Annotated in this window: 14 protein-coding genes; 1 reads left to right on the top strand and 13 read right to left on the bottom strand. The window is 63.8% G+C overall.

Annotation, left to right across the window (positions count from 1 at the left end; translation table 11 throughout):
* Nucleotides 1-297: 297 nt before the first annotated feature.
* The gene (locus tag LB513_RS20575; protein WP_224665349.1) at nucleotides 298-1,074 is read right to left on the bottom strand and encodes an HpcH/HpaI aldolase family protein; all 777 of its coding nucleotides are present in this window, start codon (nucleotides 1,072-1,074) and stop codon (nucleotides 298-300) included.
* A 121-nt stretch (nucleotides 1,075-1,195) separates the two neighbouring features.
* Between LB513_RS20575 and LB513_RS20570 the strand changes: the two genes are divergently transcribed.
* A complete protein-coding gene (locus LB513_RS20570) occupies nucleotides 1,196-2,287 on the top strand; it encodes an LLM class flavin-dependent oxidoreductase (RefSeq protein WP_224665348.1) in 1,092 nt (363 codons plus the stop codon).
* A 6-nt stretch (nucleotides 2,288-2,293) separates the two neighbouring features.
* Here LB513_RS20570 and LB513_RS20565 read toward each other — a convergent pair whose 3' ends face one another.
* The 12 genes from LB513_RS20565 to LB513_RS20510 all read right to left on the bottom strand — a co-directional run bounded on the left by LB513_RS20565 (nucleotide 2,294) and on the right by LB513_RS20510 (nucleotide 14,598).
* Entirely contained in the window at nucleotides 2,294-2,689 is a 396-nt protein-coding gene (locus LB513_RS20565; RefSeq protein ID WP_224665347.1) for a RidA family protein, read from the bottom strand.
* A gap of 61 nt (nucleotides 2,690-2,750) precedes the next feature.
* Nucleotides 2,751-3,899 carry an acyl-CoA dehydrogenase family protein gene (locus LB513_RS20560; RefSeq protein ID WP_224665346.1) on the bottom strand — a complete coding sequence of 383 codons (1,149 nt, stop codon included), beginning with the start codon at nucleotides 3,897-3,899 and terminating at the stop codon, nucleotides 2,751-2,753.
* Nucleotides 3,900-4,109: 210 nt separating this feature from the next.
* Nucleotides 4,110-4,922 carry an enoyl-CoA hydratase family protein gene (locus LB513_RS20555; protein ID WP_224665345.1) on the bottom strand — a complete coding sequence of 271 codons (813 nt, stop codon included), beginning with the start codon at nucleotides 4,920-4,922 and terminating at the stop codon, nucleotides 4,110-4,112.
* Nucleotides 4,919-5,389, bottom strand: a complete 471-nt coding sequence (locus LB513_RS20550; RefSeq protein ID WP_224665344.1) for a MarR family winged helix-turn-helix transcriptional regulator — start codon at nucleotides 5,387-5,389, stop codon at nucleotides 4,919-4,921. The genes LB513_RS20555 and LB513_RS20550 overlap by 4 nt, the downstream gene beginning before the upstream one ends.
* Nucleotides 5,383-6,141, bottom strand: a complete 759-nt coding sequence (locus tag LB513_RS20545) for an SDR family NAD(P)-dependent oxidoreductase (protein WP_224665343.1) — start codon at nucleotides 6,139-6,141, stop codon at nucleotides 5,383-5,385. Before LB513_RS20545 ends, LB513_RS20550 begins: the two co-directional genes overlap by 7 nt.
* Nucleotides 6,142-6,310: 169 nt before the next feature.
* Nucleotides 6,311-8,605: a bifunctional salicylyl-CoA 5-hydroxylase/oxidoreductase gene (locus LB513_RS20540; protein WP_224665342.1), complete on the bottom strand. Its 2,295-nt coding sequence runs from the start codon at nucleotides 8,603-8,605 to the stop codon at nucleotides 6,311-6,313.
* Nucleotides 8,606-8,746: 141 nt separating this feature from the next.
* Nucleotides 8,747-9,346 (bottom strand): VOC family protein, encoded by a 600-nt coding sequence (locus LB513_RS20535; RefSeq protein WP_224665341.1) that lies wholly within the window; start codon nucleotides 9,344-9,346, stop codon nucleotides 8,747-8,749.
* Between the two features lie 77 nt (nucleotides 9,347-9,423).
* Nucleotides 9,424-10,260, bottom strand: coding sequence for an ATP-binding cassette domain-containing protein (locus LB513_RS20530; RefSeq protein WP_224665340.1), 837 nt, complete (start codon nucleotides 10,258-10,260; stop codon nucleotides 9,424-9,426).
* Nucleotides 10,253-11,131, bottom strand: a complete 879-nt coding sequence (locus tag LB513_RS20525; protein WP_224665339.1) for an ABC transporter ATP-binding protein — start codon at nucleotides 11,129-11,131, stop codon at nucleotides 10,253-10,255. The genes LB513_RS20530 and LB513_RS20525 overlap by 8 nt, the downstream gene beginning before the upstream one ends.
* On the bottom strand, nucleotides 11,128-11,976 hold the full coding sequence (locus tag LB513_RS20520) for an ABC transporter permease (RefSeq protein ID WP_224665338.1): 849 nt from the start codon (nucleotides 11,974-11,976) through the stop codon (nucleotides 11,128-11,130). The genes LB513_RS20525 and LB513_RS20520 overlap by 4 nt, the downstream gene beginning before the upstream one ends.
* Nucleotides 11,969-12,976 carry an ABC transporter permease gene (locus LB513_RS20515; protein WP_224665337.1) on the bottom strand — a complete coding sequence of 336 codons (1,008 nt, stop codon included), beginning with the start codon at nucleotides 12,974-12,976 and terminating at the stop codon, nucleotides 11,969-11,971. Before LB513_RS20515 ends, LB513_RS20520 begins: the two co-directional genes overlap by 8 nt.
* 92 nt (nucleotides 12,977-13,068) lie before the next feature.
* Nucleotides 13,069-14,598, bottom strand: coding sequence for an ABC transporter substrate-binding protein (locus tag LB513_RS20510; protein ID WP_224665336.1), 1,530 nt, complete (start codon nucleotides 14,596-14,598; stop codon nucleotides 13,069-13,071).
* Nucleotides 14,599-14,656: the final 58 nt, after the last annotated feature.

Here is a 14,656-nt window from a genome sequence, read left to right as displayed (position 1 = left end):
TCAATTCATAGCGGCGACCATGCGCGCGTGTTTGTCGATGTTCTCGGAGTGCGGGGCCTGGGCCTACCCGCAAATGCCATCGAGCGCTTAGGGAGCGCTGAACGGCGACTGGGGCAGCAAGACGACAAGGACCGAACCCTCTTTTATTCCAGCCGCTGCAGCGATAGACGGCAGCAAGCCAATGCAGCACGACCGTTACATTCGATCCTGGAATGCTTATCCAAAGTGCGAGGCTTTTCAAGGCGAAAGTTTTAAGCTTAAAAAACTTGGCCTGCCGCGCTTTGGCGGCGTGTTCCGTCAGCCGCGCTCCCCCAGGCCCAGTTCGGCGCGCGCGGCGGTATAGTTGGCTGCGGCACCAGCGCCAAGGAACATCGTGTCGCTGGCCAGAACGAAAAAGCTCACGCCGATCGCCGCCCATCGGCCCGCTGTCTGAGGGCTGGCGCAGAATATGCCTGGTATTTTGTCCTGCGCGATCGTGGCGCCGATGATTGCCCGGATCGCGTCATCCAGCCTGTCGGCGCCCTCCGGGCCGATTGCGCCGATCGATACCGATAGATCGCCGGGCCCGACGAAGATGACGTCCACGCCGTCGACGGCCGCGATCTCATCGATGTTGGCCAGACCTTGGGAAGTTTCGACCTGCACCGCGACGACGATTCTGTCGTTCGCGCCGGCGAGATATTGCGGAATGCGATAGCCATAGCCGGCTGCGCGCCCAGGCCCGACACCGCGCTCGCCTTGCGGCGGGTATCGCGATGCTGTCACGGCCGCCTGCGCTTGGGCGGCGGTCGAAACGCGTGGCACCAGCACGCCCTGCGCCCCGCTGTCTAGCGCCGCCTGGATCGCCTCTGGTCCATGGCCGGGAACGCGCACCATTGCCGGCACGCTATGCAGATCGGCCGCCCGCACCATGGTCTCGATCATGTCGCGCGAGATCTGCGCATGCTCCGAGTCGATGCACAGGAAGTCGAGACCGGACTGAGCCATGACCTCGACGGCGACAGGATGCGGAATGGCGGCAAAGGAGCCGACGAGATTCGTCTTGCCGATGCATTTCTGTCGGAACTCGCTCATGTTCACTCCTTTTCCACGGGCTCTGAATTCATATCGTCGAACCCTGGCGCGACGAAGCTCTTTCATGCTTGAAATATTTTAGCGGGACCGTAGCGTGCGTTCTTCGCCGGGAGGTCGCGACGTGAACAAACCCCATCCCATGCACGGGCAAAACAAGCTGAAGCTTGGCGTCTTTTCGACCAATGCCGATGGCGGGCTCGCCATCACGGATGTGCCGGAGCGCTGGACGGCAAGTTGGCAGGACAATCTGACGGCGGCCCAGATCGCTGATCGCGCCGGCCTTGAGTTCATGCTGCCGATCGCGCGCTGGCGCGGTTTCGGCGGCCGCAACAAGGTGCGCGAATGGTCGTTCGAGACCTTCACCTGGGCGGCCGCGCTCGGCATGGCCACCGAACGGATCGGTCTGTTCATGACCGTGCATGTCCCGTTGGTGCACCCGCTCTATGCGGCCAAGGCGCTGGCGACGGTGGACCATATCAGCCAGGGCCGCGCGGGCCTCAACATCGTTTGCGGCTGGAACCCGAAGGAATTCGGCATGTTCGGCACGCCTTTGGTCGAGAAGGGTTACGACCAGGCGGCCGAGTGGATCGAGATCCTTGAAAAACTCTATGCCTCGGCCGAGCCGCTCGACTATGAAGGCACGTATTACCGCCTCAAGGAAGCGGTCAGCCGGCCGGCCAGCCTGCAGGTCCCCCGCCCGGTGACGATGAACGCGGCTTTCGGTGGCCCGGGGCGCGACTTTGCTGCCGCGAGATGCGACTACCTGTTCACGACATTTTCGGAGATGGATGACACCGGCAAGCATGTGGCCGACATAAAGGAGCGCGCCGACAAGGCCGGCCGCGATGTCGGCGTCTACACGGTGGCCCATGTCGTCTGCCGCCCAACCATGGAGGAAGCGCAGGCCTATTATAACCGCTACGCCGTCGCCATGGCCGACCACGCGGCGGTCGATGCCCATATGGCGGGCAAGAAGGAATTCTCGCAATCGCACGACCAGCACGCCTATGACCGCTACCGCCAGCGTTTCGCCGGCGGCGCCGGCACCTACCCTCTTGTCGGCACGCCGGAAACGATCGCAGCCGACATGGCCGCCATATCGGGCCACGGCTACCAGGGCATCGCGCTGTCCTTCGTCAATTATACGCAGGAGCTGCCCTATTTCTGCGACCACGTGCTGCCGATTTTGAGGAATTGCGGGCTGCGGGAATAGTCTCGGTCAGTCCGGAATGACGGCGGTCGCCTGGATTTCCACCTTGGCGCGCTCCTCCACCAGCGCCACCACCTGCATGGCGGCCATAGCCGGGAAGTGCCGGCCGATCACCTCGCGATAGACCTCGCCGATACCCCTGAGATTGGCGAGGTATTCGGCCTTGTCGGTGAAATACCAGGTCATCGAAGTGATGTGCCGGGGCTCCGCGCCGGCCTCGGCCAGCACCGCCACGATGTTCTGCAACGTCTGTTTCACCTGGCCGACAAAGTCGTCGGTTGCGAACTGGCATTGCCCGTTCCAGCCGACCTGACCACCGATAAACACAAGCTTCCCATGCGCTGCGACGCCATTGGCGTAGCCGACAGGTTTGGCCCAGCCTTCCGGCTGCAGGATCTCATGCATTAAAAAAACCTCCCGGTCGTCCAAACCACTATTTGAAAGCGAATTCGCTCAAATTTCTACGTCACGCCGCGCCCATCACTTGCCGCGCGATCACCACCTTCTGCACGTCCGACGCTCCCTCATAGATGCGCAGTGCGCGGATCTCGCGATACAGGCTTTCGACAATATGGCCTTTGCGCACCCCGTCCCCGCCATGCAGTTGGACCGCTCTGTCGATCACTTCCTGCGCCTTGTCGGTGGCGAACAGCTTGGCCATCGCCGCTTCGCGGGTAACTCGCGCCGCGCCCATGTCCTTTGTCCACGCCGCGCGATAGACCAGCAGGGCCGCCGCATCGACGTCCAGCGCCATGTCGGCGACGTGGGCCTGGACCATCTGCAGTTCGGCCATCGGCGCGCCGAACAATTTGCGCTCGGCCACTCGCTTGATGCTTTCATCCAGCGCGCGGCGGGCAAACCCTAGTGCCGCCGCACCAACCGTCGAGCGGAACACGTCTAGTACCGACATGGCGATCCGAAAGCCGTCGCCGGGCCTGCCGATCAGAGCCGAGGCGGGAAGCCGGACCCGGTCGAAGGAGAGCCGCGCCAGCGGATGCGGCGCGATCACTTCCAGCCGTTCGGCGATGCCCAGCCCACTCGCGTCACCAGGCACCAGGAAAGCGGAGAGCCCCTTGGCGCCCGGCGCCTCTCCGGTACGGGCGAACACGACGTACATGTCGGCGATGCCGCCATTGGAAATCCAGGTCTTTTCCCCGGAAAGGATGTAGTCGCCACCGTCGCGGATCGCTGTCATCTCGGTGTTGGCGACATCCGATCCTGAGCGAGGTTCGGAAAGGGCGAAAGCGGAAATCGCCTGGCCCGCACGCGTCCTTACCAGCCACTGCTGCTGTTCCGGCGTGCCGAAAAGGCTAAGCGCTCCAGTGCCTAGCCCTTGCATGGCAAAGGCGAAGTCGGCGAGCCCGTCATGACGCGCCAGCGTCTCGCGCGTAATGCACAAGGCGCGCACGTCGAGTTGGCCTGGGTTGTCGGTGTCGATTGCCGTCGGCCTCAGCCAGCCGTCGCGGCCGAGCTTTTGCACCAGCGCGCGGCAGGCGGCATCGACGTCGTGATGGTCGACGGGGAGGTTTTTCGCACACCACGCTTCCAGGCTTTCGGCCAGTGCGCGGTGACGGTCTTCGAAGAACGGCCAGTCGAGGAAGGAGCGATCAGGCATGAAAGTGACCTTCCGCGTCTCGGTGCGAAGCACCCCCCTCTGTCCTGCCGGACATCTCCCCCGCAAGGGGGGAGATTGGCCGCCTTGCCGACGGTTTCGACCTGGAAATTCTGGAGATTGGCGAAAACAGAACGTACAACTGATCTCCCCCTTTGCGGGGGAGATGGCCGGCAGGCCAGAGGGGGGTGCCTGGGCGAAAATCGATCATCCTCAATTCCCCTCGAACACCGGCTTTTCCTTGGCCACGAAGGCCCTATAGGCACGCTCGAAGTCGCGTGTCTGCATGCAGATGGCCTGTGCCTGCGCTTCCGCTTCGATCGCCTGGTCGAGGCCCATCGACCATTCCTGGTTGAGCTGCGTCTTGGTGATGCCATGCGCGAAGGTCGGCCCGGAGACGATGCGTGCCGCCATGTCGAGCGCGTCGGCCTCGAGCGAGGCGGCGTCGATCAAACGGTTGTAGAATCCCCAGCGCTCGCCTTCCGCGGCCGTCATGGTGCGCCCGGTATAGAGGAGCTCCGCGGCGCGACCCTGGCCGATGATACGCGGCAGGATCGCGCAGGCGCCCATGTCGCAGCCGGCAAGGCCGACGCGCGTGAACAGGAACGCCGTCTTGGCTTCCGGCGTGGCGATGCGGATGTCGGAGCTCATGGCGATGATGGCGCCGGCGCCGACCGCAACGCCGTCGACCGCCGCGATGATCGGCTTGCCGCAGTTCAGCATTGCCTTGACAAAATCGCCGGTCATGCGCGTGAAGGCGAGCAATTCCTTCATGTCCATCTTGACCAGCGGGCCGATAATATCGTGGACATCGCCGCCGGAGCAGAAATTGCCGCCATTGGACAGGAAAACCACGGCGTCGACATCGTCGGCATAGACGAGGTCGCGGAACGTGTCGCGGAGTTCCGCATAGCTGTCGAAGGTCAGCGGGTTCTTGCGCTCCGGACGATCCAGCCGGACCTTTGCGATCCTGTCCTCGACCTCCCAAAGGAAATGCTTCGGCTGGAGTGCGGCCATCTTCGTCATTCGCGTCCCTCCCAGTTGCTGCGGAACGAGGTCAGCATGCCGGTCAGTCGCCGCGCGTCTTCCTCGCTGACCTTGGCCAGCAATTCACCGATCCAGCCCTCATGGGCGGCGGCGATGACGGCAAAGGACTTCGAGCCTTCCTCGGTTAGACGCACCATCGAGGTCCGGCGGTCGCCATTGCGGCGCGCGCGCGTCACCAGCCCCTCCGAAACCAGCCGATCGACAATGCCCGTGACGTTGCCGTTCGACACCAGCAGGAAGCGCGACAGATCGCTCATCAACATGCCGTCCGGCGCCCGATAAAGCGCTGCCATCACATCGAAGCGCGGCAACGTCGTGTTGAATTCCTTCTTGAGGCGCTCGCGCAGTTCCGCCTCGACCGTGCGCGACGCACGCAGCAGCCTGATCCACAGGCGCAGCCGGTCCTTGCCGGGACCCGCCGGCGCGGGCAGGAGGCCGGCTACCATGTTTCGCCTCCCGAGATGGAGATCGCCTGTCCGGTGATGGATTGCGCCGCGTCACCACACAGCCAGAGCACGGCAGCGGCGATTTCCTGCGGCTGGATGAAGCGGCCCTGCGGGTTGGTCGACGCCAGGCTCGATCGCGCCTCCTCCACCGACCGGCCGGTCTTCTCGATGATGCGCTGGATGGACTCCTCCAGCATATCGGTCTCGACGAATCCCGGGCATATGGCGTTGACGGTCACGCCCGATTTCGCGGTCTCGGCGGCGAGTGCCCGCATCAGCCCGATAACGCCATGCTTGGCCGCGACATAAGGCGCGACATAGGCATAGCCTTTCAGTCCCGCCGTGGAGGCGATGAAAACAATCCGTCCCGCCTTGCGCGCGGCCATGCCGCCCAGCGCCGGCTTCACCGTCAGGAAGGCTCCGGTCAGATTGACATCGAGCGTGCGCTGCCAGTCGGAACGCGTAGTCCTGTGCGCCGGCGCGCTGCCCGCCATGCCGGCATTTGCCACGACCATATCGAAAGGCCCGCGCGCGGCTTCGGCTTTCTGATAGAGATCGGCCATTTCGGCTTCGTTCGTGACGTCGGCGGCGAGGCCAGAGATGCGGTCATTTTTCTTCGCAACTTCGGCCAGGGCTGCTTCGCGCCGTCCGCAGATGGTGACCGCGATGCCTGCCTCCGCGAGCGCCAGAGCGATGGCTTTGCCAACGCCAGAGCCACCGCCGGTAACCAGAGCGTGCTTGCCCGCGATCATGCTCCCGTCCTCGAAGCGTGGCGCTGCCCCTCATCCGCCTGCCGGCACCTTCTCCCCGTGAAGTACGGGGAGAAGGGCAAAACTCCAGCGCTTGCAACCCCCTCTCCCCCTTCTTCACGGGGAGAGGGTAAGGGTGAGGGGCGGCGCTTACGTATGAAGGTTGAAGTACTCATACTTTCAGGCCCGCAGCCGAATCTCGCTCGGCCAGCCGGTAAAGCTGGTCGCGACCGGGCAGATAGGGATCGGGCCATTTGACGCCCCGATCGCCGAGCGTCACCGCCGCATGAAGCGTCCAATAGGGATCGGCCAGATGTGGCCGCGCCAGCGCGACAAGGTCGGCGCGACCGGCCATCAGGATCGAATTGACATGGTCGGGCTCATAGATGTTGCCCACCGCCATCGTCGCCATGCCGACCTCGTTGCGGATACGGTCGGAAAACGGCGTCTGGAACATGCGGCCATAGACCGGCTTCGCGGCCGCCGAGGTCTGCCCGGCCGAGACGTCGCATATGTCGACGCCGGCTTCATGCAGCAGCTTCGCGATCTCGACCGCGTCGGCGGGCGTCACGCCTTCGATGCCGACCCAGTCATTGGCCGAAATGCGCATCGAGATCGGCTTGCCCCCTGGCCACGCGGCGCGCACGGCGCGGAAGATTTCGAGCGGGTAGCGCATGCGGTTTTCCAGCGAGCCGCCATACGCGTCGGTGCGTCGGTTGGTGACCGGCGTGATGAAGGACGACAGGAGGTAGCCATGCGCGGCATGGATCTCGAGCATGTCGAAGCCACAACGATTGGCCATCTCTGCAGAGGCCACGAATTGCTCGCGCACCAGATCCATGTCGGCGCGGTCCATCGCCTTCGGAACCTGGTTCTGCGGTGACCACGCGACGGCAGAGGCCGCCACGACAGGCCAGTTGCCCGAGCCCAGAGGCACGTCGGTGCCTTCCCAGCCGAGCCGCGTCGAACCCTTGGCCCCGGAATGGCCGATCTGCGCACAGATCTTCGCCTCGGTCTCGGCATGCACGAAATCGACGAGCCGCTTCCACGCCACTTCATGTTCGGGCGCATAGAAGCCGGGGCAACCGGGCGTGATCCGGCCCTCCGGACTGACACAGGTCATCTCGATATAGACCAGGCCCGCGCCGCCCTTGGCGCGCTCGGCATAGTGGGCGAAATGCCAATCGGTCGGGCAGCCGTCCACGGCCTTGTACTGCGCCATGGGCGAGACGACGACGCGGTTCTCAAGCCTCATGTCGCGAAGTTGGAACGGCGCGAACATCGGCGCGCGGCGCAGGCTGTTGCCGCCGGCGCCAGCCTGCCGCTGAAACCACTCTTCCGCCTCGCCCAGCCATTCGGCATCGCGCAGCCGCAGATTCTCGTGGCTGATGCGCTGCGAGCGGGTCAGCAGCGAATAGTTGAACTGCACCGGATCGAGGCCGAGATAGCGCTCGACCTCCTCGAACCATTCCAGCGAATTGCGGGCCGCCGACTGCAGCTTCAGCACCTCCGTGCGGCGCGCGTCCTCATATTTGCGGAATGCGGCCTCGAGGTCCGGTTCGGTCTCGACATATTCGGCCAGGGCCACGGCGCTTTCCAAGGCGAGTTTGGTGCCGGAGCCGATCGAGAAATGCGCCGAGGCCGCCGCGTCGCCCATCAGTGCCAGGTTCTTGTACGACCAGCGCTCGCACAGCACGCGGGGGAAGTTGATCCAGGCCGAGCCACGGATGTGGTTGGCATTGGTCATCAGTTCGTGGCCGCCGAGATGCCTGGCGAAGATGCGCTCGCAGGTGGCGATAGATTCCTGCTGCGTCATCGCGCCGAAGCCGAAGGCTGCCCAGGTCCGTTCGCTGCACTCGACGATGAACGTCGCGGTCTCGCTGTCGAACTGGTAGGCATGCGCCCAGACCCAGCCATGCTCGGTCTTCTCGAAGATGAAGGTAAAGGCGTCGTCGAATTTCTGCCTGGTGCCGAGCCAGACGAACTTGCACTTGCGGGTGTCTATATCGGGCTTGAAGATATCGACGAAAGTGTTGCGGGCCCTGGAATTCAGGCCGTCGGCGGCAACGACCAGGTCGTGCGTCTCCATGTAGGGACGGGGGTCGGCGATGTCGGTCTCGAACATCAGCTTGACGCCGAGTTCGCGGGCGCGGCGCTGCAGCAGGATGAGCAGCCGCTTGCGGCCTATGCCGCAGAAACCGTGGCCTGACGACACCGTGCGCACACCATCATGAATGACCGCGATGTCGTCCCAATAGGCGAAGTGCTTCTTGATCCACACGGCGCTGACCGGGTCGTTCCTGGCAAGATTCTCCAGCGTCTCCGCCGATAGCACGACGCCCCAGCCGAACGTGTCGTCGGCGCGGTTGCGCTCGAAGACCGTCACATCATGTGCGGCGTCCCTGAGCTTCATCGAGATGGCGAAGTAGAGGCCGGCTGGTCCGCCGCCGAGAACCGCAACCTTCATCCGTGCGATCTCCTCTTCGCTTGCTTCCTCTCGACTATCGCCCCGCAGACCAGATATTTCAAGCTTAAAGTTTCCCGTAATTACCGGTGGTCGGGGCCGCGGGCGCGCTTGCAGATCGCCCGCAGGCGCGCCACGACGAGATCACTTTTCCGGGTTCTTCGGGCTCCACAGCACCGTATCGGCGCCCTTCTCGTAGGCCATGCCATTGGGATAGCTGATGGCTTCCAGCTGCAGGCCCCACGGGGCCTGGAAATAAAGGATGGTCTGGCCGGCGGCGGGGCCTTCCTTGACCGGCAGCGGCCCCATCCTCGTCTTGACGCCCTTGCCATCGAGATAGGCCTTGGCTGCCGCGACATCGTCGACGTAGAGGGCGATGTGGAAGCCGCCAATGTCGCTGTTCTTGGGCGTCAGGTCCTTTTGGTCCGGCGCGGTGTATTTGAACAGCTCGATATTCGATCCATAGCCGCAGCGGATCATGGTGACCTGCTCGATGACAGCCTTCGGATCGACGCCCAGCAAATCCTGCATGAAGGTTCCCTTGTCGTCGGCGAAGGGGCCGAACGACATCGCCTTCTTGCAGCCGACAATCTCCGTGAAGAAGTCGACGGCCTGCTTCATGTCGGGCACGGTGATCCCGGTGTGATCGTGCCCGCGCATGCCGGGGATCGAATCCGCCGAAGCCATGCCGGCGCTGCCAAGCATGGCGGCGGCCAGCGTTGCATTGCGAAGTGTGGTTTTCATGTCAGTCCTCTCCATTAGGCGGGACCATGTCGTTGGGGTCGCACGTCCGAGGCCCGCGTCCCGGCGCGCGTATGGGTTCATGGTGATCCTTTGTCGGCCGACGCACCGCCCAGCCAGCCCGCGTCGATCTCCGGCAAGGGAATGGCCGCGATAAGGTCGCGCGTATAGGCTTGCCGTGGAGCGTCGAACAAAGCGTCGGTGGCGCTCGCCTCGACGATCATGCCTTCACGCATGACGATGACTTGCCTGCACAGCCGCCGGATTACCGAGAGATCGTGGCTGATGAAGGCGACGGTCAGGCCCATCTCCGCCGCGAGCTTCTCCAGCAGGGTCAGGATTTGCGCCTGCGTCGATACGTCGAGCCCGGAGACGATCTCGTCGGCCAGCACGAATTTCGGCGACAGCGCTAGCGCCCGTGCGATGCCGACGCGCTGGCGTTGCCCGCCCGACAATTCGTGGCGGTAGCGGCTGGCGAAACTCTGCGGCAGGCCGACGCGCTGCAACGCCTCGGCGACGCGTGCCTTCAGATTGTCACCCAGCCCATTCTGCTTGAGAGGCGCTGCTATGATGCTGGCAATCGTGCGGCGCGGGTTTAGCGACGACATCGGATCCTGGAAGATCATCTGCAGGTTGCGCCGCAAGGGTCGCAACTCTGCCTCGGCAAGATGCGTGATGTCGCGGCCATCGAAGGTGACGGTGCCAGCGCTGGGCTCCAGCAGCCGCACGAGGGCGCGGCCAAGCGTCGACTTTCCTGACCCCGACTCGCCGACGATGCCGGTCACCGAACCCTTGGGCAGGTCGAAATCCAGACCTTTCAGGATTTCGGCCAGCGGCGCGCGGCCGATCAGCGGCTTGCGCGTCATGTCTGGCAGCGCGACCTTCAGTCCGCGCACGGAAAACAGCGGCTCAGCCATGCGGCCGCCTCCAGGCTTTATCGGCCGAAGCGATCTCGGCCGCCAGCCCGGCCAGCACAGCCTCGTCCACCGGTTTCAGCGAGGCGAAGGGATCGGTGTAGCGCGGCGTCGCCGCCATCAGCGCCCTTGTGTAGGGGTGCTGCGGCGCTGAGAACAGGGCAGCCGTGTCGGCCTCTTCCACGACCTTGCCGGCATAAAGCACCGAGACCTTCTGGCTGATCTTGGCGACGACGCCCAGATCATGGGTGACGAACAGGATTGCGGTGCCGTGCTCACGCTGCAGCTGAGCGATCAGCCGCAGGATCTGCTTCTGAACGGTGACATCGAGTGCTGTCGTTGGCTCGTCGGCGACGATCAGCCTTGGTTCGGCGACGAAAGCGCCGGCGATCAGCACGCGCTGCCGCATGCCGCCCGAGAGCTCATGCGGATAGCATCTCAGCACCCGCTCGGGGTCGCGGATCTGCACCTCGTCCAGCAATTGGCGCACCCGCTTGTCCGCCTTCTCCCCGCTCCAGCCGAGAATGCGCACCAGCCGGTCGGTCATCTGGGGCCCGATGCGGCGCGACGGGTTGAGCGCGGTCAGCGGATCCTGCGGGATCAGCGCAGTACGCGCGCCGATCAAGGTTCGCCGTGCTTTGGGATCGAGCTTGCCGAGGTCTTCGCCTTCGAGCCGCATATCGCCTTCGACGATCCGCACGCTCGACGGCAAGACGCCTAGAACCGCCTTGCCGATCATCGTCTTGCCGGCGCCGCTTTCGCCGACCAGGGCACGCACCTCGCCGGGCTGCACGGTGAGCGAGACGGATCGCAGCACGCGCTGGCCGTTGGGCAGCACGGCGCTCAGCTTGGCGATATCGAGACAGGTGTTCACCACAGCACCGGATCGAAGCGCGTCTTTAGCGCCTCGCCGAACTGGCTGAACGACAGCACGGTGAGGATTAGCGTCACCAGCGGAAACACCAGCACCCACCAGGCCTGATGGATAGACAGCCGGCCTTCGGCGATGATGCCGCCCCAGGTCGGGTCGTCGGTCGAGATCGAAAGGTTGACGAAGGACAGGATCGCCTCGACGATGATGGCGATGCCCATTTCCAGCGACAGCAAGGCCACGATAGACGGCACAACATTGGGCAGGACTTCGCGCAGCATGATGCCGACGCGGCCATAGCCGGCGATGCGGGCGTTCTCGACATAGTCCATGCGCGACTGGCCCATCGCTTCCGCACGGATCACCCGGCAAAAGCGCGTCCAGTCGATGATGGCGATCGCGAGGACCACCGAGCTCAGTCCCGTGCCCAGCACTGCGACCAGCAGGATCGCGAACAGAACCGGGGGAAACGCCATCCAGACATCGACGATGCGCGAGATGACGCGGTCGGCCCAGCCGCCGAAATAACCGGCCACGAGCCCGAGCGCCGAGCCGACCAGGCACGCGGTGCTGGCGGCGGCAAAGGCGACGATGAACGCGATGCGGCCGCCGAAGATCAGCCGCGAGAGCAGGTCGCGCCCCAGACTATCGGTTCCGAGCCAATAGCCAGGCTCGGCTCCATCGATCCAGAAGGGCGGCAGCCGCTCCAGCATCAAATCTTGGGCCAGCGGATCCTGCGGTGCGACCAATGGCGCCAGGATGGCCGCCAGCAACGCCAGCAGCAGCCAGCCGCCGGCCAGCCACAGCTTGGCGCCCGCGCGATGTCTCGAAACGCGGCCCTCATCCATGGCGCAGCCTCGGATTGAGCAGGGCGTACATCATGTCGACGGTGAGGTTGATCAGCACGAACAGCAGCGCGAAGACCAGCACGATCCCCTGGATCAGTGGCAGGTCGCGATTGATGACGGCGTCGATCGCCATATTGCCGAGGCCTTCATAGGAGAACAGCCGCTCGACGATGACCGTGCCGCCGATCAGGAAGGTGAATTGCACACCGACCAGGGTGAGCGTCGGCAAGGCCGCGTTCCTGAGGGCTTCGCGCAGGATGACCTGCGTTTCCGAAAACCCCTTCACCCGCGCCAGCACGACATAGTCGAGGTCGAGCACTTCCTTCAGCGATTGTTTCAGAAGCTGCGAGATGATCGCCGCCAGCGGCAGCGCCAGCGCGACGGCCGGCATCAGCATGTGCTTCAACAGGTCAAAGGTCAGGTCGAGGCGCAGGCGTAGAATGCTCTCGAACAAATAGAATTGGGTCACGAAGGGCAGGTCGAGCTGCGGCGAGACACGGCCGGAAATGTCGAAGATCGGCACCAGCACGCCGAACAGTAGGATCAGCACCAGGCCCCAGAGGAAGTCGGGAATTGAGAGTGCTGCCCCGCTGACGATATCGATGCCGGTCTCGACCATGGTGCCGCGCTCGCGCGCGCCGAGAACGGCCGTCGTGCCGCCCAGCACAATTGCCATGGCCAGGGCGACGACGGCGAGTTCCAGCGTCGCCGGCAGCCGGTTGAAGACGAGGCCAAGCACGTCCTGCCGCAGCGAGATCGAGGTTCCGAAATCGCCCCTGACGACGCCGGCCAGCCAGATGAAGAACTGCTGCACGACGGTCTTGTCGAGGCCGTAGAGCGTACGCAGCCGCGCAATGTCCGCATCGGTCGCGCCGGGCGGTAGCATCATCGCGATCGGATCGCCGGGCGCCACGCGGATCACGACGAAGACGACGACGGCCACGCCGAACAGCGTGACCACCATCGTCAGCAGTCGAATCAGGAATCGTTGCAGGAGCATGTAAATCTTTGCAGGAGCCCGCAGGCTCATGTGCCTGATGGAAAAATGCGCGCCGTCGCACGGACGGCGCGCGGAACGCCTCGGGCTGCTTGTCAGGCCGGGGTCATAAGGGCCGGCAGCAGCGCGCCCGAAACGTGCTGGACGACATTGACGCCCTTGGCATGCACGATGGGCTGCGCATACTGGATCAGCGGCAGCACATAGGCCTGTTCGGCGATGTATTTGTCGACCGCCTTCCAGCCGGCAATCCGCTTGGCCTCGTCCTTTTCGCCCCACAGCGGGTTGATCATGTCGATCAGGTCCTGGCTGTCCCACACCGAATGCGGGCTCGGGCCGTACATGGCGAAGCCGGTGGAGGTGGTCGGGTCGCCGATGGCATTGCCCCAATTGTAGAAGGCTGCCGGCGCCAGCTTGTCTGCGGCGCGCAATTCATAGTGCTTGGCGATCTCGTAGACTTCGATCGTCGCCTCGATGCCGACCTTGCGCCACATGCCGACGATCGCTTGGATCATCTCATAGTCCTTGGGCTTGAAGCCCTTGGTGGTCTGGATCGTGAACTTGACCGGCTTGTCCGTCGAATAGCCGGATGCGGCGAGCAATTCCTTGGCCTTTCCAGGATTGTGCTCGACCTTGATCGACGCATCATAGGCCGCGTATTCCGGTGTCTCCAGCGTGTCGATGGGCAGGCCGTAGCCGCGCAGCAGGCGGTCGACGAGCAGTTTCTTGTCGATCGCCATGACAGCCGCCTGGCGGACGTTCTTGTCCAGCATCACATCGATGTCATTGAAGAAGATCATGCCGATGTCGGAGACGTTCTTGCACGAACCGGCCAGCCCGTCCTTCGCGATCAGCCGGTCATACTCCTCATAGGGAATTTCGAGCGTGACCTGCGAGGAACCGGACTCGATCTCGGCGACGCGGCTGGCCGCGTCGGTGACGAACTTGATCGTTACATTCTCGAAGGCAGGCTTACCGCCCCAGTAGGTCGGGTTTGCCTTCAGCCTCAGGAACGCGTTGCGCTCGAACTTCTCGACCATGTAAGGCCCGGTGCCGATCGGCGCCTTTTCGAAGCCTTCGGCGCCCACTTTTTCGTAATAGGCCTTGGGCAGGATGTAGCCGGTCAGGAACGACATCCATTTGAAGTAGGTCGGGTCGAACTGCACGACGTCGGCGGTGATCTTGTTGCCGTCGATCTTGAAGTTGGTGACGTTCTTCCAGACGAACTGGATCGGGTTGCCGGTCTTTTCGTCACCCGCCCGCTGCAGCGACCAGACCACGTCTTCGGGCGTGAACGGCGAGCCGTCGTGCCAGGTCACGCCTTCGCGGACGGTCATCATCACCTTGGTGCGGTCTTCGTTCCAGCCCCATTCTGTCAGCAGGCCGGGAGTGAAGGACAGGTCCGGCTTCTGCGGAATGAACTGGTCGAACACGGACTGGTAGAGGCCCTGGATCGTCGGGTTAACGGCCGAAGGCCCCGTCGTCGGATCCCAGGACGGCAGATTGACATTGTAGGCAATGGTCAGTTCGCCCGCGGCCGCCTTGGCTATCTCCGGCAGGCCGATGGCGGCCACCCCGAGTGCCGCGGCACCGTAACCGAGCAATTCGCGTCTGTTGATTGTCATGGTCGTTCCCCTTGTTGGTCGTATTTTCTTCGCGCGCCGATGTCAGTCTATTGGTTCA

The sequence above is a fragment of the Mesorhizobium sp. ES1-1 genome, from assembly GCF_020164785.1.
Classification (GTDB): Bacteria; Pseudomonadota; Alphaproteobacteria; order Rhizobiales; family Rhizobiaceae; genus Mesorhizobium.
This window is presented reverse-complemented; position numbering and strand designations above follow the sequence as displayed.